Origin of the sequence: Pseudomonas sp. W5-36 (genome assembly GCF_046540455.1) — a bacterium.
GTDB lineage: Bacteria > Pseudomonadota > Gammaproteobacteria > Pseudomonadales > Pseudomonadaceae > Aquipseudomonas > Aquipseudomonas graminis_B.
Window position 1 is genome coordinate 39,327 of record NZ_JAXCIQ010000022.1, and the last position, 23,663, is coordinate 62,989.

Annotated in this window: 19 protein-coding genes; 17 read left to right on the forward strand and 2 right to left on the reverse strand. The window is 60.5% G+C overall.

Annotated elements, in window-relative coordinates; all coding sequences use genetic code 11:
• Positions 1–61: 61 nt before the first annotated feature.
• Entirely contained in the window at positions 62–2,332 is a 2,271-nt protein-coding gene (clpA, locus tag SLW74_RS24520) for an ATP-dependent Clp protease ATP-binding subunit ClpA (RefSeq protein ID WP_065989148.1), read from the reverse strand.
• 30 nt (positions 2,333–2,362) lie between these two features.
• A complete protein-coding gene (gene clpS, locus SLW74_RS24525; RefSeq protein ID WP_065989146.1) occupies positions 2,363–2,725 on the reverse strand; it encodes an ATP-dependent Clp protease adapter ClpS in 363 nt (120 codons plus the stop codon).
• Positions 2,726–2,947: 222 nt separating this feature from the next.
• Between clpS and cspD the strand changes: the two genes are divergently transcribed.
• The 17 genes from cspD to nuoH all read left to right on the forward strand — a co-directional run bounded on the left by cspD (position 2,948) and on the right by nuoH (position 23,657).
• Positions 2,948–3,214, forward strand: coding sequence for a cold shock domain-containing protein CspD (gene cspD / locus SLW74_RS24530; protein WP_410930396.1), 267 nt, complete (start codon positions 2,948–2,950; stop codon positions 3,212–3,214).
• 585 nt (positions 3,215–3,799) lie between these two features.
• The gene (locus SLW74_RS24535; RefSeq protein WP_065989144.1) at positions 3,800–6,025 is read left to right on the forward strand and encodes an NADP-dependent isocitrate dehydrogenase; all 2,226 of its coding nucleotides are present in this window, start codon (positions 3,800–3,802) and stop codon (positions 6,023–6,025) included.
• 115 nt (positions 6,026–6,140) lie between these two features.
• Positions 6,141–6,581, forward strand: a complete 441-nt coding sequence (locus SLW74_RS24540; protein ID WP_410930404.1) for an NUDIX hydrolase — start codon at positions 6,141–6,143, stop codon at positions 6,579–6,581.
• 93 nt (positions 6,582–6,674) lie between these two features.
• Positions 6,675–7,805, forward strand: a complete 1,131-nt coding sequence (gene mnmA, locus SLW74_RS24545) for a tRNA 2-thiouridine(34) synthase MnmA (RefSeq protein WP_192134584.1) — start codon at positions 6,675–6,677, stop codon at positions 7,803–7,805.
• Positions 7,805–8,425 (forward strand): high frequency lysogenization protein HflD, encoded by a 621-nt coding sequence (hflD, locus tag SLW74_RS24550; RefSeq protein WP_065989140.1) that lies wholly within the window; start codon positions 7,805–7,807, stop codon positions 8,423–8,425. The genes mnmA and hflD overlap by 1 nt, the downstream gene beginning before the upstream one ends.
• 132 nt (positions 8,426–8,557) lie before the next feature.
• A complete protein-coding gene (purB, locus tag SLW74_RS24555) occupies positions 8,558–9,928 on the forward strand; it encodes an adenylosuccinate lyase (protein WP_410930397.1) in 1,371 nt (456 codons plus the stop codon).
• 84 nt (positions 9,929–10,012) lie between these two features.
• Entirely contained in the window at positions 10,013–11,179 is a 1,167-nt protein-coding gene (locus tag SLW74_RS24560) for a cupin domain-containing protein (RefSeq protein ID WP_192134588.1), read from the forward strand.
• Positions 11,172–11,597 (forward strand): GNAT family N-acetyltransferase, encoded by a 426-nt coding sequence (locus SLW74_RS24565; RefSeq protein WP_065989671.1) that lies wholly within the window; start codon positions 11,172–11,174, stop codon positions 11,595–11,597. The genes SLW74_RS24560 and SLW74_RS24565 overlap by 8 nt, the downstream gene beginning before the upstream one ends.
• Positions 11,598–11,759: 162 nt before the next feature.
• Positions 11,760–12,548 carry a secretin N-terminal domain-containing protein gene (locus SLW74_RS24570; RefSeq protein WP_065989135.1) on the forward strand — a complete coding sequence of 263 codons (789 nt, stop codon included), beginning with the start codon at positions 11,760–11,762 and terminating at the stop codon, positions 12,546–12,548.
• Between the two features lie 626 nt (positions 12,549–13,174).
• Positions 13,175–14,500, forward strand: coding sequence for an isocitrate lyase (gene aceA, locus SLW74_RS24575; RefSeq protein WP_065989127.1), 1,326 nt, complete (start codon positions 13,175–13,177; stop codon positions 14,498–14,500).
• Between the two features lie 515 nt (positions 14,501–15,015).
• Positions 15,016–15,429, forward strand: coding sequence for an NADH-quinone oxidoreductase subunit A (locus tag SLW74_RS24580; RefSeq protein WP_037008823.1), 414 nt, complete (start codon positions 15,016–15,018; stop codon positions 15,427–15,429).
• Between the two features lie 10 nt (positions 15,430–15,439).
• Positions 15,440–16,114 (forward strand): NuoB/complex I 20 kDa subunit family protein, encoded by a 675-nt coding sequence (locus SLW74_RS24585; RefSeq protein ID WP_065989126.1) that lies wholly within the window; start codon positions 15,440–15,442, stop codon positions 16,112–16,114.
• Positions 16,115–16,188: 74 nt separating this feature from the next.
• On the forward strand, positions 16,189–17,970 hold the full coding sequence (nuoC, locus tag SLW74_RS24590; protein ID WP_065989125.1) for an NADH-quinone oxidoreductase subunit C/D: 1,782 nt from the start codon (positions 16,189–16,191) through the stop codon (positions 17,968–17,970).
• Between the two features lie 2 nt (positions 17,971–17,972).
• Positions 17,973–18,470 (forward strand): NADH-quinone oxidoreductase subunit NuoE, encoded by a 498-nt coding sequence (gene nuoE / locus SLW74_RS24595; protein ID WP_065989124.1) that lies wholly within the window; start codon positions 17,973–17,975, stop codon positions 18,468–18,470.
• On the forward strand, positions 18,467–19,825 hold the full coding sequence (gene nuoF / locus SLW74_RS24600) for an NADH-quinone oxidoreductase subunit NuoF (RefSeq protein ID WP_065989122.1): 1,359 nt from the start codon (positions 18,467–18,469) through the stop codon (positions 19,823–19,825). The genes nuoE and nuoF overlap by 4 nt, the downstream gene beginning before the upstream one ends.
• Positions 19,826–19,959: 134 nt before the next feature.
• Positions 19,960–22,671: an NADH-quinone oxidoreductase subunit NuoG gene (nuoG, locus tag SLW74_RS24605; RefSeq protein ID WP_410930398.1), complete on the forward strand. Its 2,712-nt coding sequence runs from the start codon at positions 19,960–19,962 to the stop codon at positions 22,669–22,671.
• The gene (gene nuoH / locus SLW74_RS24610; protein ID WP_037008811.1) at positions 22,668–23,657 is read left to right on the forward strand and encodes an NADH-quinone oxidoreductase subunit NuoH; all 990 of its coding nucleotides are present in this window, start codon (positions 22,668–22,670) and stop codon (positions 23,655–23,657) included. The genes nuoG and nuoH overlap by 4 nt, the downstream gene beginning before the upstream one ends.
• Positions 23,658–23,663 lie beyond the last annotated feature (6 nt).

The window sequence follows — 23,663 nt, forward strand, 5'->3', positions numbered from 1 at the left end:
AGCCAGACACAAAAAAAGGCGCCTTTCGGCGCCTTTGAGGTTTATTGCGATAGCCAAAACCTCAGGCCATTTCAGCCGTGGTCTCGTAATCGAACGTGATCTCGCCGTCCTTGAAGTCGATGTGTACCACACCGCCATGCTCGGACAACTCGCCAAAGAGGATTTCCTCGGCCAGCGGACGCTTGATCTTGTCCTGGATCAGTCGTGCCATCGGACGGGCGCCCATCGCCGCGTCGTAACCACCTTCGGCCAGATAACCTCTCGCCGCTTCGGTCACTTCCAGCAGTACGCGCTTGTCTTCCAGCTGCGCCTGAAGCTCGGTAAGGAACTTGTCCACCACGCTCTTGATAACCTCATGGCTGAGGCGACCGAATTGAATGATGGTGTCCAGACGGTTGCGGAATTCCGGCGTGAAGCTCTTCTTGATCACTTCCATCGCATCAGAAGAGTGATCCTGATGGGTGAAACCGATCGAGGCCCGCGCCGCCGTTTCGGCACCGGCGTTGGTGGTCATGATCACGATCACATTGCGGAAGTCCGCCTTGCGCCCGTTGTTGTCGGTCAGCGTCCCGTGGTCCATCACCTGCAGCAGCAGGTTGAAGACTTCCGGGTGCGCCTTCTCGATTTCATCGAGCAGCAGCACGCAATGCGGTTGCTTGGTGACGGCTTCAGTGAGCAGGCCGCCCTGATCAAAACCGACATAGCCCGGCGGCGCACCGATCAGACGCGATACGGTGTGACGCTCCATGTACTCGGACATGTCGAAACGCACCAGCTCGATACCCAGCGCCTTGGCCAACTGACGCGCAGCCTCGGTCTTGCCGACACCGGTCGGACCGGCGAACAGGAACGAGCCGACAGGCTTGTCCGGCGACTTGAGGCCGGCACGGGACAGCTTGATCGCAGTGGACAGCGAGTCGATGGCGGCATCCTGACCGAACACGGTCAGCTTCAGGTCGCGTTCCAGGTTACGCAGCAACTCCTTGTCGGAGCTATTGACGTGTTTTGGCGGAATCCGCGCGATCTTCGCCACGATGTCTTCGACCTGTGGCACTTCAATGCGCTTGACGCGCATTTCCACCGGTTGCAGCCGCTGATAGGCGCCGGCCTCGTCAATCACGTCAATGGCCTTGTCGGGCATATGACGATCATTGATGTAGCGCGATGCCAGCTCGGCAGCGGCACGCAGGGCTTCGTCGCTGTATTCGATATTGTGATGCTGTTCGAAACGACCTTTCAGGCCACGCAGAATGCCGATGGTGTCTTCGACGGAGGGCTCGGACACGTCGACTTTCTGGAAGCGGCGGGCCAGCGCACGGTCTTTCTCGAAGATGCCGCGGAATTCCTGGAACGTGGTCGAGCCGATGCAACGGATATCACCCGAAGACAGCAGCGGCTTGAGCAGGTTGGAAGCGTCCATCACGCCACCTGACGCAGCGCCCGCACCAATGATGGTGTGGATTTCGTCGATGAACAAAATAGCGTGGGGACGTTTCTTCAACTCGCCGAGCAACGCCTTGAAGCGCTTCTCGAAATCGCCACGGTACTTGGTACCGGCCAGCAGTGCACCCAGGTCGAGGGAGTAGACGACGCTGTTGGCAAGCAGATCCGGCACCTGGTTGTCGACGATGCGTTTGGCCAGGCCTTCGGCAATGGCGGTTTTACCCACCCCGGCCTCGCCCACCAGCAGCGGGTTGTTCTTGCGACGCCGCGCGAGAATCTGAGCGACGCGCTCGACTTCCATCTCGCGCCCTACCAGCGGATCGATGCGGCCTTGACGGGCCAGCTCATTCAGGTTGCTCGCATAGGCATCCAGAGGATTGCCTGAGGAAGAAGACTCACCGCCCTCGTCATCCTGCATATCTTGCTCACCTTCAGATTGATCGCCATGCCCGGGCACTTTCGAAATACCGTGGGCGATGTAGTTGACGACATCGATACGGGCAACGCTCTGCTGCTTGAGCAGGAACACTGCCTGGCTCTCCTGCTCGCTGAAAATGGCCACCAGCACGTTTGCGCCCGTGACTTCCCGCTTGCCGGAACTCTGCACATGAAAAACCGCACGCTGTAGAACGCGCTGGAAGCCGAGTGTAGGTTGGGTCTCGCGATCCTCGTCGTGGACGGGAATCAGCGGCGTGGTGGAGTCGATGAACTCCTGGAGGTCGTGTTTGAGTTTGTCGAGGTTTGCGCCGCAGGCACGCAGTACGGTGGCGGCAGCCTCATTGTCCAATAAGGCCAGCAGGAGGTGCTCGACGGTCATGAACTCATGACGTTTCGAGCGGGCCTCCTTGAAAGCCAGATTGAGGGTGACTTCGAGCTCACGGTTTAACATAGCTTCACCTCATACCCAAGTGTCCGGCGGTTAACCGTCCTTCTCGATTTCACAGAGTAGCGGATGCTGGCTTTCCCTGGCGTACTGGTTGACCTGCATAGCCTTGGTCTCGGCGATGTCGCGGGTAAACAATCCGCAAACGGCCCGTCCCTCTGTATGGACGGCCAGCATGACCTTGGTCGCCAGCTCACGATTCAGGTTGAAAAACACCTCGAGCACTTCGACAACGAAATCCATCGGGGTGTAGTCATCATTGAACAAAACCACCTTATACATAGGCGGCACCTGCAATGTCGGCTTGGCTTCTTGTACAGCGATGCCCGACGCATCGTCCTCATGGGGCTGCGGGTCATCCTGATTGAATGTTAGTCGAATCTTGCTGAATGCATGCATGGTAAAGAAGGTTCACAGAGGACGTGATTGAAATAAGTGGTGGCGGTGATACCGGTTTTCAACTGGACCGCCGCTTGACCTTGACTATCGGCCAATCGGTGTTACAAACAATAGAACCCACATTGGGTAAAAAGGGTCCGCGCAGTCAACCAAAATTTTTTAGGTCCGGCGGATGAGAGGTGATGATACTCCCATCGGAGTCCTTTGCAGAGGGATGTGACTATGCTAAGCGGTAAGGTCAAGTGGTTTAACAACGCCAAGGGGTATGGCTTCATCGTTGAAGACGGCAAGTCTGAAGACCTGTTCGCTCATTACTCGGCGATCGCTATGGACGGCTATAAAACGCTGAAGGCCGGACAGCCGGTCCAGTTCGAGATCATCCAGGGTCCAAAAGGTCTTCACGCCGTGGGGATCATTGCGCAGGTCCCCGCTGCTGCCCATGAAGCCGTCACTCAACACCAGAGACAGGAAGAGAAGCAGCGGGCATAGCGTAACAATCACGCCTGAGCCGGACCGTTCAAGCGCGAGATTCGAAAAGCCGGTCAATCCGTTCAGGGTTGACCGGCTTTTTTTTGTGCCGCTCCCCTTTCGGGACGTGCATCTATATAGCCGTGAGAAACGCTGCCGTGATGGGGATGCGCCTTTAGTCGAAATCCATTGAGCGACCGAACCAGGTACATCGCCTTCAGACCACTGCGACAGCTTGCCGCAGGCCCCGCTGTACAAGGGCTGAAGGGTTTTCCGGGGAAATCATGACGCTTGCCTGAATCCGCGCGACCGCCCCGGGCACCGCAAAGCCGTCACACGAGTACCGTAGTAATGGCCGGGTGCAGTGATATACTCAGCGCCGGTGACCGTTGGGTCATTGGGGGCCGAACCACCTGAGACCAGGCTTTCAGCCCTCGACAGGCCAGACCGCTACCCGGGTCCGACCGTTTGACGCTCGACTGATGCACCCCCTATCACGCGACGAAATTCTCGACTTTCGGCTCATCGATACCTTGGGCGAAAGTGCCTACCCTGCGCATCTCGAAATTTTGTGTACGCTCAGCAAAGAAGAGAGTTATCCCGAATATGTCCAACCGCTCGAAGATCATCTACACCTTCACTGACGAAGCGCCAGCCCTCGCCACCTACTCACTGCTGCCTATCATCGAAGCGTTCACCGCCTCCGCTGACATCGCCGTTGAAACCCGCGACATCTCGCTTGCAGCCCGCATCCTCGCCAGCTTTCCCGAGCGCCTGGGTGACAAGAAGGTGTCCGACGATCTGGCAGAGCTGGGCCAACTGGCGACCACGCCGGAAGCCAACATCATCAAGCTGCCGAACATCAGCGCCTCGGTTCCACAACTGAAGGCCGCGATCAAGGAACTGCAAGCCAAGGGCTACGACATCCCGAACTACCCGGATGAAGTCGTGACCGAAGCCGACAAGGTTGCCCAGGCGGGCTACGACAAAGTGAAAGGCAGCGCCGTGAACCCGGTTCTGCGTGAAGGTAACTCTGATCGTCGAGCGCCGCTCTCCGTCAAGAACTACGCGCGCAAGCACCCGCACAAGATGGGCGCCTGGTCGGCGGACTCCAAGTCCCACGTGGCGCACATGGACAACGGCGACTTCTACGGCAGCGAAAAATCCTCGCTGATCGAAGCCGCTGGCGCCGTGAAGATCGAGCTGATCGGCAAAGACGGCAGCACCACCGTGCTGAAGGACAAGACCTCGGTACTGGCCGGTGAGATCATCGACTGCGCCGTCATGAGCAAGAAAGCCCTGCGCGCTTTCGTGGCCCGTGAAATCGAAGACGCCAAGAAGCTCGGCGTGCTGTTCTCCGTGCACTTGAAAGCCACCATGATGAAGGTCTCGGACCCAATCATGTTTGGTGAGTTCGTCGCTGAGTACTATCAGGAAGCGCTGAGCAAGCACGCTGACGTCCTGAAGGAAATCGGCTTCAACCTGCACAACGGCATTGGCGACCTGTACGCCCGCATCAAAGACCTGCCGGCCGACCAGCAAGCGCAGATCGAAGCGGACGTCAAAGCCGTTTACGCGACCCGCCCTGCTCTGGCGATGGTCAACTCCGACAAAGGCATCACCAACCTGCACGTGCCGAGCGACGTCATTGTCGACGCCTCGATGCCGGCGATGATTCGTGATTCCGGCAAGATGTGGAACAACGACGGCGTTCTGCAGGACACCAAGGCCGTGATCCCGGATCGTTGCTACGCGACCATTTACCAGGCAGTAATCGAAGACTGCAAGCAACACGGCGCCTTCGACCCGACCACCATGGGCAGCGTGCCAAACGTTGGCCTGATGGCGCAGAAAGCCGAAGAGTACGGCTCGCACAACAAAACCTTCCAGATCGACACCGATGGCGTGGTCCGTGTGACCGACGACAAAGGTCAGGTCTTGATGGAGCAGACCGTTGAAGCCGGCGACATCTGGCGCATGTGCCAGACCAAAGACGCGCCGATTCAGGACTGGGTCAAACTGGCCGTCAACCGTTCGCGCCTGAGCGGCACCCCGGCCATTTTCTGGCTGGACCCTGAGCGCGCCCACGACGCGGCGATGATCAAGAAGGTCGAGCACTACCTGAAGGATCACGACACGGCAGGCCTGGACATCAGCATCCAGTCGCCCGTCGACGCGATGAAGGTTTCGTTGGAGCGTATCCGCGCGGGCAAGGACACCATTTCGGTGACCGGCAACGTGCTGCGCGACTACCTGACCGACCTGTTCCCGATCATGGAACTGGGCACCAGCGCCAAGATGCTGTCCATCGTGCCGCTGATGAGCGGCGGTGGTCTGTTCGAAACCGGCGCAGGCGGTTCGGCGCCCAAGCACGTTCAACAGCTGAACGAAGAGAACTTCCTGCGCTGGGATTCGCTGGGTGAATTCCTGGCGCTGGCCGCGTCTCTCGAGCACTTGGGCAACGTCTACGACAACCCGAAAGCGCTGGTACTTGCCACCGCCCTGGACAAGGCCACCGGCCAGTTCCTGGACAACAACAAGTCGCCATCGCGCAAGGTCGGCGGTATCGACAACCGTGGCAGCCACTTCTACCTGGCCACCTACTGGGCTCAGGCCCTGGCGGCACAGACCGAAGATACGGCGCTGCAAGCCAAGTTCACCGAGCTTGCAAAAACCCTGGCTGACAATGAAGCGACCATCGTCGCCGAGCTGAACAGCGTACAGGGCAAGCCATTGGACATCGGCGGCTACTACTTCCCTACCCCGGAACTGGCCAGCAACGCCATGCGCCCAAGCAAGACCCTGAACGACGCGATTAACGCGTTGAAGTAAGGTTGTAATGCTTGATCACAAACCCCGGCCCGGTGCCGGGGTTTGTGTTTCTGGGCAGCACTGCAATCTGAACACACGACCTATGTTTGACACCTGCCGCATGAGCGAACTATCCATGACCTGGCACCCCCACATCACCGTCGCAACCGTCATCGAAGACAACGGCCGTTTCCTGTTCGTTGAAGAACTGAAAAACGGCAAGCTGGTGCTCAATCAGCCTGCCGGGCACCTGGAGCCTGATGAGACGTTGCGTGAAGCGGCCATCCGCGAAACCCTTGAAGAAACCGGCTGGGACGTCGAGCTGACGGGCGTCGTCGGCATCTACCTGTACACTGCGCCAAGCAATGGCGTGACCTATCAGCGTGTGTGTTTTTCGGCCAAAGCGACGCGACACCACCCCGAGCGTGCGCTGGACACCGGCATCGTCGGCGCCCCCTGGTTCAGCCGCGACGAACTGGCCAGCCAACCGGAGCGCTGGCGCAGCGAGCTGGTCCTGCGCTGCGTGGACGACTACCTGATAGGTCCGATTCACAGCATCGAGGTTGTGCGCGACTGACCGGCCGCCCAGCGCAACTGAATAGCTTTTAGCCTTGGCGCCGACTCCCTGTTAGAATCGCGCCCTTTCCTGCTGCTACCCAATCGAATTCCTATGTCTGATTCAGCCTTTTCCGATACAGAAAAGAAGCGCGTCATTGTCGGCATGTCCGGCGGCGTGGATTCTTCGGTCTCCGCCCTTCTGCTCATGGAGCAGGGGTACCAGGTGGAAGGCCTGTTCATGAAGAACTGGGAAGAAGACGACGGAACGGAATACTGCACCGCCATGGACGACCTCGCGGACGCCCAGGCCGTGTGCGACAAGATCGGTATCAAACTGCACACCGTGAATTTCGCGGCCGAGTACTGGGACCACGTCTTCGAACACTTCCTCGAGGAATACAAAGCCGGGCGCACGCCGAACCCGGACATCCTGTGCAACCGCGAAATCAAGTTCAAAGCCTTCCTCGACTACGCCTTCATGCTCGGCGCCGACCTGATCGCGACCGGTCACTACGTGCGTCGCCGCGACATCGACGGCCGCACCGAACTGCTCAAGGGCCTGGACCCGAACAAGGACCAGAGCTACTTCCTGCATGCCGTCGGCGGCGAGCAGATCGCCAAGACGCTGTTCCCGGTCGGCGAACTCGAGAAGCCCCAGGTGCGCGCCATCGCCGAGAAATACCAGCTGGCGACCGCGAAGAAGAAGGACTCGACCGGCATTTGCTTCATCGGCGAGCGTCGCTTCACCGACTTCCTCAAGCAATATCTGCCTGCGCAGCCCGGCGAAATCAAGACCACCGAAGGCGAAGTCATCGGTCGCCACGCCGGCCTGATGTACCACACCATCGGCCAGCGCCAGGGCCTGGGCATCGGCGGGCTGAAAGATGCCGGTGATGAGCCGTGGTACGTACTGGTCAAGGACCTGGAGCACAACGAGCTGATCGTCGGCCAGGGCAACGAGCATCCGTGGCTGTTTTCCCGCGCCCTGCTCGCCTCTGAGATCTACTGGGTCAACCCGATCGACCTGAGCAGTCCGCGCCAGCTGACCGCCAAAGTGCGGTACCGCCAAAGCGACCAGCGCTGCACCCTGGAACGCACTGAAACCGGCTACCGCGCCACCTTTGACGAGCCTCAGCGCGCGGTCACGCCCGGCCAGTCCGTGGTGTTTTACGACGGCGAGGTCTGCCTGGGCGGCGGCGTCATCGAAATCGCCGAGCCGTGGCACACCAGGGACGCACGTTGATGACCCCGATTCAGGAACAACTCGTCGCCCTGGCGGGGGTCTTTCAGGCCGCCGTGCTGGTCGATCGCATCGCCAAGACCGGTCAGGCCGGTGAAGCCGCCGTGGGCTGTATGATGGGCACCCTGCTGGTCATGGACCCGAAAGACACGCTGGACGTGTTCGGTGGCGACGACCTGAATCTGCACGAGGGCTATCGCGCCCTCGCCAGCGCCCTGGAACGCGATCCGGCCACGTTGCAACGGGAACCATTGCGTTATGCCCTGGCGATGCTGGGCCTGGAGCGTCAACTGTCCAAGCGCGACGACATGCTCGACACCATCGGCAAGCGCCTGCCGCAGATCAAATCCCAGGTTGAGCATTTCGGTATCGCTCATGAGAACGTCATTGCCGCCAGCGGCGCGCTGTATCAGGACACCCTGAGCACCTTGCGTCAACGGATTCAGGTCCACGGCGACATGCGTAATCTGCAGCAACCTAACAATGCGTCGAAAATCCGCGCGCTTTTGCTGGCCGGGATTCGTTGCGCGCGACTTTGGCGACAAGTGGGCGGTCACCGCTGGCAACTGGTCATCAGCCGCCGCAAGTTATTGAAAGAACTGTATCCATTGCTTCACCGCTGAGGGGCCAACGCCCTTCAGCTCGCTTCCGACCCGACATCGCGCGACTCATAACGGTCAGCCAGCCTCGGCTGACCGGAATTTTCATGTATGATACGCGCCCCTTTTCGTTGCCCGACAGTCCGAGAACACCCTATGCAGCTTTCTTCGCTCACTGCGGTTTCCCCTGTAGATGGCCGCTACGCCGGCAAAACCCAGGCCCTGCGCCCGATTTTCAGCGAATACGGCCTGATCCGTTTCCGCGCCCTGGTGGAAGTACGCTGGCTGCAACGCCTGGCGGCTCACCCGCAAATCCCTGAAGTCCCGGCCTTCTCCGCCGAAGCCAACGCCATCCTCGATGCCATGGCCAACGATTTCGCTCTCGAGCACGCCGAGCGTGTCAAAGAGATCGAGCGCACCACCAATCACGACGTCAAGGCCATCGAGTACCTGCTCAAGGAGCAGGCTGCCAAGTTGCCGGAGCTGGCCAAGGTCAGCGAGTTCATCCACTTCGCCTGCACCAGCGAAGACATCAACAACCTGTCCCACGCGCTGATGCTGCGCGAAGGCCGTGACACCGTGCTGCTGCCCCTGATGCGCCAGATCGCCGAGTCCATCCGCGAGCTGGCGATCCGTTTCGCCGCCGTGCCGATGCTGTCGCGCACCCACGGGCAGCCGGCCTCGCCGACCACCCTGGGCAAGGAACTGGCGAACGTCGTCTACCGCCTGGAGCGTCAGATCACTCAAGTCGCTGCCGTGCCGCTGCTGGGCAAGATCAACGGCGCCGTCGGCAACTACAACGCGCACCTGTCGGCCTACCCGGACATTGACTGGGAAGCCAACGCCCGCGCCTTCATCGAAGACGAGCTGGGTCTGGGTTTCAACCCCTACACCACGCAGATCGAACCCCACGACTACATCGCCGAGCTGTTCGACGCGATCGCCCGCTACAACACGATCCTGATCGACTTCGACCGCGACATCTGGGGCTACATCTCCCTGGGCTATTTCAAGCAGCGCACCATCGCCGGTGAAATCGGTTCGTCGACCATGCCGCACAAGGTCAACCCGATCGACTTCGAAAACTCCGAAGGCAACCTCGGCATCGCCAACGCGCTGTTCCAGCATCTGGCCAGCAAGTTGCCGATCTCCCGCTGGCAGCGTGACCTGACCGACTCCACCGTGCTGCGCAACCTCGGCGTGGGCTTTGCTCACAGCGTGATTGCCTACGAAGCGAGCCTCAAAGGCATCGGCAAGCTGGAGCTCAACGAGCAGAAGATCGCCGCCGATCTGGACGCTTGCTGGGAAGTCCTGGCCGAGCCGATCCAGACGGTCATGCGTCGCTACGACATCGAAAACCCGTACGAGAAGCTCAAGGAATTGACGCGCGGCAAGGGCATCGGCCCTGAAGCGCTGCTGACCTTCATCGACGGCCTGGACATGCCTGCCGAAGCCAAGGCCGAGCTGAAGAAGCTCACCCCGGCGAACTATATCGGCAACGCCGTGGCGCAAGCCAAGCGCATCTGACCGCACTGCACCCGCTCTGAACGCCCGGCTGAGCCGGGCGTTTTTATTCCCGTCGTAAAAATCCGTTTTTTCAATAGGTTACACATGAATCCTGACATCCCTCTTCAGCTCCTAGGTGGCATCACAGCGCGCGAGTTCCTGCGTGACTACTGGCAGAAGAAACCTTTGCTGATCCGTCAGGCCATTCCGGATTTCCAGAGCCCGATCGACGCTGACGAATTGGCCGGCCTGGCACTGGAAGAAGAAGTTGAATCGCGCCTGGTCCTCGAGAAAGGCGAGCGCCCGTGGGAGCTGCGTCGCGGCCCGTTCGCCGAGGACGACTTCAGCACGTTGCCGGAGCGCGAGTGGACCCTGCTGGTCCAGGCTGTGGATCAGTTCGTGCCTGAAGTCAGCGAATTGTTGGAAAACTTCCGCTTCCTGCCGAGCTGGCGCATCGATGACGTCATGATCAGCTACGCCGCGCCGGGCGGCAGCGTGGGTCCGCATTTCGACAACTACGACGTGTTCCTGCTGCAGGGCCATGGTAAGCGTCACTGGCAGATCGGCCAGATGTGCGACTCCGAAAGCAAGCTACTCGAGCACGCCGACCTGCGCATCCTTGCCGACTTCCAGGGTACCGACGAGTGGACGCTGGAACCGGGCGACATGCTCTACCTGCCGCCGCGCCTCGCCCACTGCGGCGTCGCGGTGGATGAGTGCCTGACCTACTCCGTCGGGTTCCGCGCGCCAAGCGCCGCCGAAGTGCTGACCCACTTCACGGACTTCCTCAGCCAGTTCATGCCTGAAGAAGAGCGTTACACCGACGCCGACGCGCAACCGGTCAGCGATCCGCACCAGATTCAACACGACGCCCTTGACCGCCTGAAGGGCTTGCTCGCCGAGCACATGGGTGACGAGCGCCTGCTGTTGACCTGGTTCGGCCAGTTCATGACCGAACCGCGCTATCCTGAACTGGTGGTCGGCCCGGAACTGGCCGAGAGCGAGTTACTCGACAGCCTGGAACAGGGCGCCGTGCTGATCCGCAACCCGAGCGCGCGACTGGCGTGGTCGGAAGTCGACGACGACCTGCTGCTGTTCGCCAGCGGTCAGAGCCGTCTGTTGCCGGGCCATCTGCGTGAACTGCTGAAAATGATCTGCGCGGCCGATGCGCTGCACATCGACAATCTGGGCCAATGGCTGGCAGATGATGATGGACGTAACCTGCTCTGTGAGCTGGTCAAACAAGGAAGTCTGGGGTTTGCTGATGAATAAGATCCACGTACGGGTAGCCGACTGGCAGAAAGACAACGCCGACATTCGGCGAATTCGTGACGCCGTGTTCGTGTTTGAACAGTCGGTTCCGCCCGAACTGGAATGGGACTCGGAAGATGCAGGCGCCCTGCACTTTCTGGCGCTTGAAGGGGATTACGCCGTGGGCACCGCGCGCTTGCTGCCCGATGGTGAATTCGGCCGATTGTCCGTGCTCAAGGACTGGCGCGGCCTGAACGTGGGTGAGGCGTTGATCACCGCGATCCTCGCCGAAGCAGAGCGCCGCGACCTGAAACAGACGCGGCTCAGCGCACAGGTTCATGCCACGGCGCTGTATGAGCGCTTTGGCTTTACCGTGGTGAGCGACGAGTTTCTTGAAGCCGGCCTGCCCCACGTGGACATGGTGCGCAACTCGCACTGACTGCACCTGGCGACATTTGCGCCCCGGCGTTCGCGCTTCAGCTGCCTAAGCTGAAACAAAAGCACCGGGGCGTTTTGCTGTCTGCGATTCAACTTGGTGCTGCCCAGGCCGACACACTGGCAAACTCGTCGTTCAGACGCGCCCCTCGCGGAGACCACACCGATGTCATTACGCACCCTGCTCGCTTCACTGCTGTTGGCTTGCAGCTTCACGGCCGCGGCCGCCACTGAAGTCATCCCCCTGAATTACCGCACCAGCGACGATTTGCTGCCCACCGTGAAGTCGTTCCTGGGCAACGAAGGCAGCGTCAATGCCTACGGCAACAAACTGATCGTCAACGCCGAGCCGGACAAGATCAGCGAACTGCGCGACCTCCTCGGCCAGCTCGACACTGCGCCCAAGCGTCTGATGATCAGCGTCGACACCAGTGACAGCACGGTGCAGAGCGACCAGGGCTACTCGGTCAACGGCACCGTGCGTTCGCAGGACGGACGCCTCAGCGCCGACGGCCGGACGCGCATCCAGAATTACGGCACCGCGAGCCGCGACGGCGGCGTGCAGCAGGTTCAGGCCAGCGAAGGGACCCCGGCTCTGATCCAGATGGGCCAGAGCATACCGATCACCTCGGTGCAGTCCGATGGCTATGGCTACCCGCAGACCAATACTCAATACCGCAACGTGACCCAGGGCTTCTATGTCACGGCGACGGTCACCGGCGACATCGTCCATCTGAGCATCAGCACCAACAACGACCGCATGAGCCAGCAACAGGCTGACGCGATCAAGGTTCAGAGCACCGACACGCAAGTCAGTGGTCGGCTGGGTGAGTGGATCACGCTAGCGGGCGCCAGCGGTCAGTCCCGCGCCGATGAGCACGGCGTGGCCCGGCGCTACTCGACTCAGGGCAGCAACGACATGCAACTGCGGGTGAAGGTCGACAGCCTGGATTGACATGATGTGATCGCGAGTTACTGCGCACACCTTGTGGGAGTGAGCTTGCTCACGAAGGCTCTATCTCAGCCAATGAAGATTCAGCGGATGTACTGGCCTCTTCGCGAGCAAGGTGGAGCGCCACCCCGGTCGCTCCCACACGGACCGTGTCCATCTGTGCCGCTTCGGTTATACCGCTAATTATGTAGTGCCCGATCCGGCACTACATCTTGCCCCACTCCCGTATCCACCCAGTATTCACGCTGATTCCCCCTTCCCAGCACCCACACGCCTGAAACTGACCGACAAGTCCCATTAGACGAAATATGTAGTGCAGCAAAAAAAGCACTACAAATTGTTTGACGAGGCAAAATTGCCGAGGCATGATGGCCTCGCTCCCGCTGATCAGGGGTCGTGCAGAACTCTCCCTGATCGCGCTCGAACTCAACACGTTCGCGCCGATTAGCGTCATTTACGCCCACAAGGCTGTTTCATCGCCTCATCATCTCGATGGCGAATAAATCTGACTGAAACAATGCTCCCCGGATCAGCGAGCAGCCATCCGCGCGCCTTGAAGAAAGACCGGCGGCGGCGAAGCAAGGCGCTTCACCTCAAGACCCACAACATCAAGCAACGAGGTTTACCCCATGGCACTGACACGCGAACAACACATTGCAGCCATCGAGAAAGACTGGGCCGAGAATCCACGCTGGAAAGGCGTCACCCGCACCTACTCCGCTGCTGACGTCGTCCGCCTGCGTGGCTCGGTTCAGCCTGAACACACGTTTGCAAAGCTGGGCGCTGAAAAGCTGTGGAACCTGGTGACCCAGGGCGCCAAGCCGTCCTTTCGTCCCGACAAGGATTTCGTCAACTGCATGGGCGCTCTCACTGGCGGTCAGGCCGTGCAACAAGTCAAAGCCGGTATCCAGGCGATCTACCTGTCTGGCTGGCAAGTCGCGGCGGACAACAACTCCGCCGAATCGATGTACCCCGATCAGTCGCTGTACCCGGTGGACTCGGTGCCGACCGTGGTCAAGCGCATCAATAACTCGTTTCGCCGCGCGGACCAGATCCAGTGGAAAGCCGGCAAGAACCCGGGCGACGAAGGCTATATCGATTATTTCGCGCCGATCGTGGCCGACGCCGAAGCCGGTTTCGGCGGCGTGCTCAATGCCTACGAGCTGATGAAGAGCATGATCGAGGCAGGCGCTGCCGGCGTGCACTTCGAAGACCAACTGGCGTCCGTGAAAAAATGCGGTCACATGGGCGGCAAGGTTCTGGTCCCCACCCAGGAGGCGGTACAGAAACTGGTGGCCGCACGTCTGGCGGCTGACGTTGCCGGCGTGCCGACCATCATTCTGGCGCGCACCGACGCCAACGCGGCGGACCTGCTGACGTCGGACTGCGATCCGTACGACCAGCCGTTCGTCACCGGCACCCGCACGCCGGAAGGCTTCTACAAAGTACGTGCCGGCCTGGACCAGGCCATTGCCCGCGGCCTGGCGTACGCGCCGTATGCCGATCTCATCTGGTGTGAAACCGCCAAGCCGGATCTGGACGAGGCCCGTCGCTTCGCCGAAGCGATCAAAAAGGAATACCCGGATCAGCTGCTGTCCTACAACTGCTCGCCTTCCTTCAACTGGAAGAAGAACCTGGACGACGCGACCATCGCGAAATTTCAGCGCGAGCTGTCAGCAATGGGCTACAAGCATCAGTTCATCACCCTGGCCGGCATCCACAACATGTGGCACAGCATGTTCAACCTGGCCCATGACTACGCCCGCAACGACATGACTGCCTACGTGAAGCTGCAAGAACAGGAGTTCGCCGACGCCGCCAAGGGCTACACGTTCGTGGCGCACCAGCAGGAAGTGGGCACCGGGTACTTTGATGACATGACCACGGTCATTCAGGGCGGCAAGTCTTCGGTGACGGCACTGACTGGCTCGACGGAAGAAGAACAGTTCCACTGACGCTTTTCGAACCGCCCTCTTCCCGGCGAAAGCCGCCGCCACAGAATACAGGAGCCGCCTTCGGGCGGCTTTCTGCTGACTGCCCGGAATTAACCTACGTTGACAGTCAACTATTAACGATAGACAACTCTCATCAGCCGATAAAAGTTAATTAATCAGGCCATCAATAACCGGGTAACTTCCCCGCGATAATTAATGGGAACTTCGTCACGTCGCAGTGACACATGATAATCACCCTCCCCAAATGATATTTATTATCATTTAAGTCGTGGCTAATTGCCGGCCTGCCCTACGATACATATTTCTCCAAAGCGGCTTCGACGCCCGCCCCTGCTGGGGCTAAGCATGAAAACCGTGACCTATCTCATTAATCCTGCGAATAAATTTGATGCAGAAAATTTACTTGCCCTCCTTTTGCACATAAAATCCCGGGATTGATCGCACTGCGACATATCGTCACTGCTTCTACTTCTTTCAAGCCCAGAGACCTTTGCTCTCTGTTAAGGACTGCCAGCATGCCCGACTCGACAGGATTGATTGCCCACAATTGGGGCTTCGCCGTGTTTCTCCTTGGTGTCGTCGGCCTCTGCGCCTTCATGCTCGGCCTTTCCAGCCTGCTGGGTTCCAAAGCCTGGGGCCGCAGCAAAAACGAACCGTTTGAATCCGGCATGCTGCCCACCGGCGGCGCCCGTCTGCGGCTCTCGGCAAAATTCTATCTGGTCGCGATGCTGTTCGTGATTTTCGACATTGAAGCCCTCTTTCTTTACGCCTGGTCTGTGTCCGTCCGCGAAAGCGGCTGGACCGGCTTCGCCGAAGCGCTCGTTTTCATAGCAATTCTGTTGGCAGGTCTTGTCTACCTATGGCGGGTAGGGGCGCTCGATTGGGCTCCCGTTGGTCGTCGTAACCGGCAGGCGAAGCTAAAACAATGAGGCTTTGGCAATGCAATATAATCTCACCAGGATCGACCCGGATGCTCCTAACGAGCAGTACCCCATCGGCGAACGCGAAGTCGTTTCCGATCCGTTAGAAGATCAAGTCCACAAAAACATCTACATGGGCAAGCTCGAAGACGTACTGAATGGTGCCGTCAACTGGGGTCGCAAGAACTCCCTTTGGCCGTACAACTTCGGTCTGTCGTGCTGCTATGTGGAAATGACCACCGCCTTCACTGCCCCCCACGACATCGCGCGCTTCGGCGCCGAAGTCATCCGGGCATCGCCGCGTCAGGCGGATTTCATGGTGATCGCCGGTACACCCTTTCTGAAGATGGCCCCGATCATCCAGCGCCTCTACGAGCAGATGCTGGAGCCCAAGTGGGTGATCTCCATGGGCGCCTGTGCCAACTCCGGTGGCATGTACGACATCTACTCCGTGGTTCAGGGCGTGGATAAATTCCTCCCCGTGGATGTTTACGTGCCCGGCTGCCCGCCCCGCCCAGAGGCATTTCTGCAAGGCTTGATGCTGTTGCAGGAATCCATTGGACAGGAGCGTCGTCCTCTTTCCTGGGTCGTCGGTGACCAGGGCGTTTATCGCGCCGAGATGCCGTCGCAGAAGGAACAGCGCCGCGAACAGCGTATTGCGGTGACCAACCTGCGCAGCCCCGACGAAGTCTGATCCAGTTTTTCTTTTACAAAAAGAAGCCTGAACCTGGGTTCATTCTGTACGTTGACCGATAGCGATCGAGACCTATGACTGCAGACACCGCTCTGTACATCCCGCCTCACAAGGCTGACGACCAAGAGGTCGTCGTTGAACTCCATAACCGTTTTGGCGCTGAAGCCTTCAGCGCCCAGTCCACTGTCACCGGCATGCCCGTGCTGTGGGTGCAACGCGCCCGGCTGATCGAGATCCTGACCTTCCTGCGTCAGATGCCCAAGCCGTACGTGATGCTGTACGACCTGCACGGCGTCGACGAACGCCTGCGGACCAAGCGACGTGGCCTGCCGGATGCTGACTTCACCGTGTTCTATCACCTGATGTCGATAGAACGTAACAGTGACGTGATGATCAAGGTTGCGCTTTCCGAAACCGACCTGAGCATGCCGACCGTGACCGGCATCTGGCCAAACGCCAACTGGTACGAGCGTGAAGTGTGGGACATGTTCGGGATCGACTTCCCGGGCCACCCGCACCTGACCCGCATCATGATGCCGCCGACCTGGGAAGGTCACCCGCTGCGCAAGGATTTCCCGGCCCGTGCCACCGAATTCGACCCCTACAGCCTGACCCTCGCCAAGCAGCAGCTGGAAGAGGAAGCCGCGCGCTTTCGTCCGGAAGACTGGGGCATGAAGCGTTCCGGCACCAACGAGGACTACATGTTCCTCAACCTGGGCCCGAACCACCCTTCGGCCCACGGTGCATTCCGCATCATCCTGCAGCTGGACGGCGAAGAGATCGTCGACTGCGTGCCGGACATCGGTTACCACCACCGTGGCGCCGAGAAGATGGCCGAGCGCCAGTCCTGGCACAGCTACATTCCGTACACCGACCGCATCGATTACCTCGGCGGCGTGATGAACAACCTGCCGTACGTGCTCTCGGTCGAGAAACTGGCCGGCATCACCGTGCCGGATCGGGTCAACGTCATCCGCATCATGATGTCCGAGTTCTTCCGCATCACCAGCCACCTGCTGTTCCTGGGGACCTACATCCAGGACGTCGGCGCCATGACCCCGGTGTTCTTCACGTTCACTGACCGTCAGCGCGCCTACACCGTGATCGAAGCCGTCACCGGTTTCCGCCTGCACCCGGCCTGGTTCCGTATCGGCGGCGTTGCCCACGACCTGCCCCGCGGCTGGGAGAAACTGGTCAAGGACTTCATCGACTGGATGCCCAAGCGTCTGGACGAGTACACCAAAGCGGCACTGCAAAACAGCATCCTCAAAGGTCGTACCGTCGGCGTTGCCGCGTACAACACCAAGGAAGCGCTGGAATGGGGCGTCACCGGGCCTAGCCTGCGGGCGACCGGTCTGGACTTCGACCTGCGCAAGGCGCGTCCGTATTCGGGTTACGAGAACTTCGAGTTCGAAGTGCCCCTGGCCCACGATGGCGACGCCTACGATCGCTGCATCGTGCGTGTCGAAGAGATGCGCCAGAGCCTGAAGATCATCGAGCAGTGCATGCGCAACATGCCGGCCGGTCCGTACAAGGCGGATCATCCGCTGACCACGCCGCCGCCGAAAGAACGCACCCTGCAGCATATCGAAACCCTGATCACGCACTTCCTGCAGGTTTCGTGGGGCCCGGTCATGCCGGCCAACGAATCCTTCCAGATGATCGAAGCGACCAAGGGCATCAACAGTTATTACCTGACGAGCGACGGCGGCACCATGAGCTACCGTACCCGGATTCGCACCCCAAGCTACCCGCACCTGCAGCAGATCCCTTCGGTGATCAAAGGCAGCATGGTCGCGGACTTGATCGCGTACCTGGGTAGTATCGATTTCGTTATGGCCGACGTGGACCGCTAAGCATGAACAGCACGCTTATCCAGACAGACCGTTTCGCCCTGAGCGAATCCGAGCGCTCGGCCATCGAGCACGAAATGCATCACTACGAGGACCCGCGCGCGGCGTCCATCGAAGCCCTGAAAATCGTCCAGAAAGAACGCGGCTGGGTGCCGGACGGCGCCATCTACGCCATCGGTGAAGTGCTGGGCATCCCTGCCAGCGACGTTGAAGGCGTGGCGACGTTCTATAGCCAGATCTTCCGTCAGCCGGTGGGCCGCCATATCATTCGCGTCTGCAACAGCATGGTCTGCTTCATCGCCGGTCACGAAGACATCGTCAGCGAGATTCAGAGCAAGCTGGGCATCGGCCTGGGTCAGACCACCGCCGACGGCCGCTTCACGCTGTTGCCGGCCTGCTGCCTGGGCAACTGTGACAAGGCGCCGGCGGTCATGATCGACGACGATACTTTCGGCAATCTGCAGCCCGCGGGCGTCGCCCCGCTGCTGGAGGGTTACGTATGACCATCACTTCCTTCGGCCCCGCCAACCTCATCACTCGCGCCCCGGAAACCCATCCGCTGACCTGGCGTCTGCGCGATGACGGCGAGCCGGTATGGCTCGATGAATACCAGAAGAAAGACGGCTACGCCGCGGCGCGCAAAGCGTTTGCGACGCTGTCGCCTGACGAAATCGTCCAGGCCGTCAAAGACTCCGGCCTCAAAGGCCGCGGCGGTGCAGGCTTCCCCACCGGCGTGAAGTGGGGGCTGATGCCCAAAGACGAATCCATGAACATCCGGTACCTGCTGTGTAACGCCGATGAGATGGAGCCGAACACCTGGAAAGACCGCATGCTGATGGAGCAACAGCCCCATCTGCTGATCGAGGGCATGCTGATCAGTGCGCGCGCCCTGAAGGCGTACCGCGGCTATATCTTCCTGCGCGGCGAATACACCACTGCGGCGGTGCACCTGCGCCGCGCGGTGAAAGAAGCCGAAGCCGCCGGCCTGCTGGGCAAGAACATCCTTGGCAGCGGTTTTGATTTCGAGCTGATCGTGCACACCGGTGCAGGGCGTTACATCTGCGGTGAAGAAACCGCGCTGATCAACTCCCTCGAAGGCCGTCGCGCCAATCCGCGCTCCAAGCCGCCCTTCCCCGCTGCGGTGGGCGTATGGGGCAAGCCGACTTGCGTGAACAACGTCGAAACCCTGTGCAACGTCCCGGCCATCGTTAACAACGGTAACGACTGGTACAAGTCCCTCGCCCGCGAAGGCAGCGAAGACCACGGCACCAAGCTGATGGGCTTCTCCGGCAAGGTGAAGAACCCTGGCCTGTGGGAACTGCCCTTCGGCCTCCCCGCTCGCGAGCTGTTCGAAGACTACGCCGGTGGCATGCGCGACGGCTTCAAGCTCAAGTGCTGGCAGCCCGGCGGCGCCGGTACCGGTTTCCTGTTGCCGGAACACCTCGATTGCCAGTTCTACGCCGGCGGCGTGGCCAAGGTCGGCACCCGGATGGGTACCGGTCTGGCGATGGCGGTGGACGACAAGGTCAACATGGTTTCGCTGCTGCGCAACATGGAAGAGTTCTTCGCCCAGGAGTCGTGCGGTTTCTGCACGCCGTGCCGCGATGGCTTGCCGTGGAGCGTGAAAATGCTGCGCGCCCTCGAAAATGGCCAGGGTCAACCAGGCGATATCGAGACGCTGCTGGGGTTGGTCAACTTCCTCGGCCCAGGCAAAACCTTCTGCGCCCACGCACCGGGCGCCGTGGAACCTCTGGGCAGCGCGATCAAGTATTTCCGGCCGGAATTCGAGGCAGGCATCGCACCGGCACGTGCGGGCGACCTCAATCAGGTCATCAGTCCGACCGTGGTCGGCGCATAACACGATAAACGGTCGGCGGCTCTCAAGGCCGCCTTCCTTGCATCCGACGACGCCGCGAGGCTGTTTGAGTCGGATGGCACCGAGATTCCATTAGCCACGCCCGCTGACACCGGGCCAACGAAGAACTTTGAACCATGGCCACTATCCACGTAGACGGCAAAGCGCTCGAAGTCGATGGCGCAGACAACCTGTTACAGGCATGTCTGTCGCTGGGCCTCGACATCCCTTATTTCTGCTGGCATCCGGCACTTGGCAGTGTTGGCGCCTGTCGCCAGTGCGCGGTCAAGCAGTACACCGACGAGAACGACACCCGTGGTCGTATCGTCATGTCCTGCATGACGCCCGCCACTGACAACACCTGGATCTCCATCGAAGACGACGAATCCAAGGCGTTTCGCGCCAGCGTCGTCGAATGGCTGATGACCAACCACCCGCACGACTGCCCGGTCTGCGAGGAAGGCGGTCACTGTCATTTGCAGGACATGACGGTGATGACCGGCCACAACGAGCGCCGCTATCGCTTCACCAAACGCACCCACCAGAATCAGGAACTGGGGCCGTTCATCGCACACGAGATGAACCGCTGCATCGCCTGCTATCGCTGCGTGCGCTTCTATAAGGACTACGCCGGGGGTACTGACCTCGGCGTGTTCGGCGCCCACGACAACGTGTACTTCGGTCGCGTTGAAGACGGCACCCTGGAAAGCGAGTTCTCCGGCAACCTGACCGAGGTCTGCCCGACCGGTGTGTTCACCGACAAGACCCACTCCGAGCGCTACAACCGGAAATGGGACATGCAGTTCTCGCCGAGCATCTGCCACGGCTGCTCAAGCGGCTGCAACATCAGCCCGGGCGAACGTTATGGTGAAATCCGCCGTATCGAGAACCGCTACAACGGTTCGGTGAACCAGTATTTCCTCTGCGACCGCGGCCGTTTCGGTTATGGCTACGTCAACCGCACGGACCGTCCACGCCAGCCGCTGGCCGAAGGCATCAAGCTGGGCCTGGACGCTGCGCTGGACAAGGCCGCTGACCTGCTGCGCGGGCGCAACATCGTCGGCATCGGTTCGCCGCGCGCCAGCCTGGAAAGCAACTTCGCCCTGCGCGAGCTGGTCGGTGCCGAGCACTTCTACTCGGGCATCGAGGCCGGTGAGCTGGAGCGTCTGCGCCTGATCGCTCAGGTGCTGAAAGACAGCCCGCTGCCGATCCCGACGCTGCGTGAAGTCGAAGAGCACGACGCCGTGTTCATCCTTGGCGAAGACGTCACCCAGACCGCTGCGCGCATGGCCCTCGGCCTGCGTCAGTCGGTGAAGAACAAAGCCGAAGACATGGCCGCTGCGATGAAGGTCCAACCGTGGCTGGACGCTGCGGTCAAAAATATCGGTCAGCACGAGCTGAACCCGCTGTTCATCGCCAGCCTGACCGACACCCGCCTCGACGACATCGCCGAGGAGTGCGTGCACGCGGCGCCCGATGATCTGGCGCGCATCGGTTTCGCCGTGGCCCACGCCCTCGACCCGAGCGCCCCGGCCGTTGTTGGTCTGGACAGCGAAGCGCTGGAACTGGCCGAGCGCATTGCTGCTGCGTTGCTTGAAGCCAAGCGCCCACTGATCGTGTCCGGCGCCTCGCTGGGCTCGAACGCGCTGATCGAAGCGGCGGCGAACATCGCCAAGGCCTTGAAGCTGCGCGACAAGCAGGGTTCGCTGAGCCTGATCGTGCCGGAAGCCAACAGCATGGGCTTGACCCTGTTCGGTGGCGACTCGGTCGACGCTGCGCTGCAGGCCGTGATTTCGGGCCAGGCGGACGCCATCGTCGTGCTGGAAAACGATCTGTTCACCCGTGTTGACGCTGCGACGGTCGAGGCTGCACTGAAGGCCGCGAAAGTGGTGATCGTTGCCGATCATCAGAAGACCGCGACTACCGATCGCGCGCACCTGGTGCTGCCGGCCGCAAGCTTTGCCGAAGGCGACGGTACGCTGGTCAGCCAGGAAGGCCGCGCCCAGCGCTTCTTCCAGGTCTTTGATCCGACGTATCTGGACGCGAGCATTCTGGTTCACGAAGGCTGGCGCTGGCTGCATGCCCTGCGCGCCACCCTGTTGAATCAGCCGGTTGACTGGACCCAGCTCGACCACGTCACCGCTGCCTGCGCCGCGAGCAATCCGCAACTGGCGGGCATCGTCGGTGCCGCGCCGTCTGCCGTGTTCCGCATCAAGGGCCTGAAGCTGGCACGCGAACCGCTGCGTTACAGCGGCCGGACCGCCATGCGCGCCAACATCAGCGTGCACGAACCCCGTATGCCGCAGGACATCGACACCGCGTTCGCCTTCTCGATGGAAGGTTATTCGGGCTCTGCCGAACCGCGTTCCCAGGTGCCGTTTGCCTGGTCGCCGGGCTGGAATTCGCCGCAGGCGTGGAACAAGTTCCAGGACGAAGTCGGCGGTCACCTGCGCGCTGGCGATCCGGGCGTACGCCTGATCGAAAGCAGCGGCGACAAGCTGGGCTGGTTCGCCAACGTGCCGCGTGCCTTCTCCCCGGCACAAGGGACTTGGCAGGTCGTGCCGTTCTACCACCTGTTCGGCAGCGAAGAGACCTCTTCCAAAGCCGCACCGGTTCAAGAGCGCATTCCTCAACCGTATGTAGCCTTGGCCAAGTCCGAAGCGGACCGTCTGGGTGTCAACGAAGGTGCCTTGCTCAGCCTGAGCATTGCCGGCCAGACCCTGCGTCTGCCGCTGCGCATCAGCGAAGAACTGGGCGCAGGCCTGGTGGCGCTGCCGTCCGGTCTGGCCGGTATTCCTCCGGCGCTGTTCGGCAAAACCGTTGATGCTGTGCAGGAGGCCGCTCAATGACCTGGTTCACCCCTGAAGTGATCGACTCGATCATCGCTGTCGTCAAGGCCATCGTGGTGCTGCTCGCCGTGGTGGTCTGCGGCGCGCTGCTCAGTTTCGTGGAACGCCGTCTGCTGGGCTGGTGGCAGGACCGTTACGGCCCGAACCGCGTCGGGCCGTTCGGCATGTTCCAGATTGCTGCCGACATGCTGAAGATGTTCTTTAAAGAGGACTGGAACCCGCCCTTCGTCGACCGGGTGATCTTCACCCTGGCGCCGGTGGTGGCCATGAGCGCGCTGTTGATCGCGTTCTCGGTCATCCCGGTGACCCAGACCTGGGTCGTCGCCGACCTGAACATCGGCCTGCTGTTCTTCTTCGCCATGGCCGGTCTGTCGGTCTATGCGGTGCTGTTCGCCGGCTGGTCATCGAACAACAAGTACGCCCTCCTGGGCAGCTTGCGTGCCTCGGCGCAGACCGTGTCCTACGAAGTGTTCCTCGGCCTGTCGCTGATGGGCATCGTGGTGCAGGTCGGTTCGTTCAACATGGGCGACATCGTCAAGTACCAGGCCGATCACCTGTGGTTCATCATTCCGCAGTTCTTCGGCTTCTGTACCTTCTTCATCGCGGGCGTTGCCGTGACTCACCGTCACCCGTTCGACCAGCCGGAAGCGGAACAGGAACTGGCCGACGGTTACCACATTGAATACGCCGGCATGAAATGGGGCATGTTCTTCGTCGGTGAGTACATCGGCATCATCCTGATCTCGGCGCTGCTGGTGACCTTGTTCTTCGGTGGCTGGCACGGCCCGTTCGATATCCTGCCGCAACTGTCGTTCATGTGGTTTGCCCTGAAAACCGCGTTCTTCATCATGCTGTTCATCCTGTTGCGTGCTTCGATCCCTCGTCCGCGTTATGACCAGGTGATGGATTTCAGCTGGAAGTTCTGCTTGCCACTGACCCTGATCAATTTGCTGGTGACCGCTGCGGTCGTCTTGGCGGCTCAGTGAGGATTT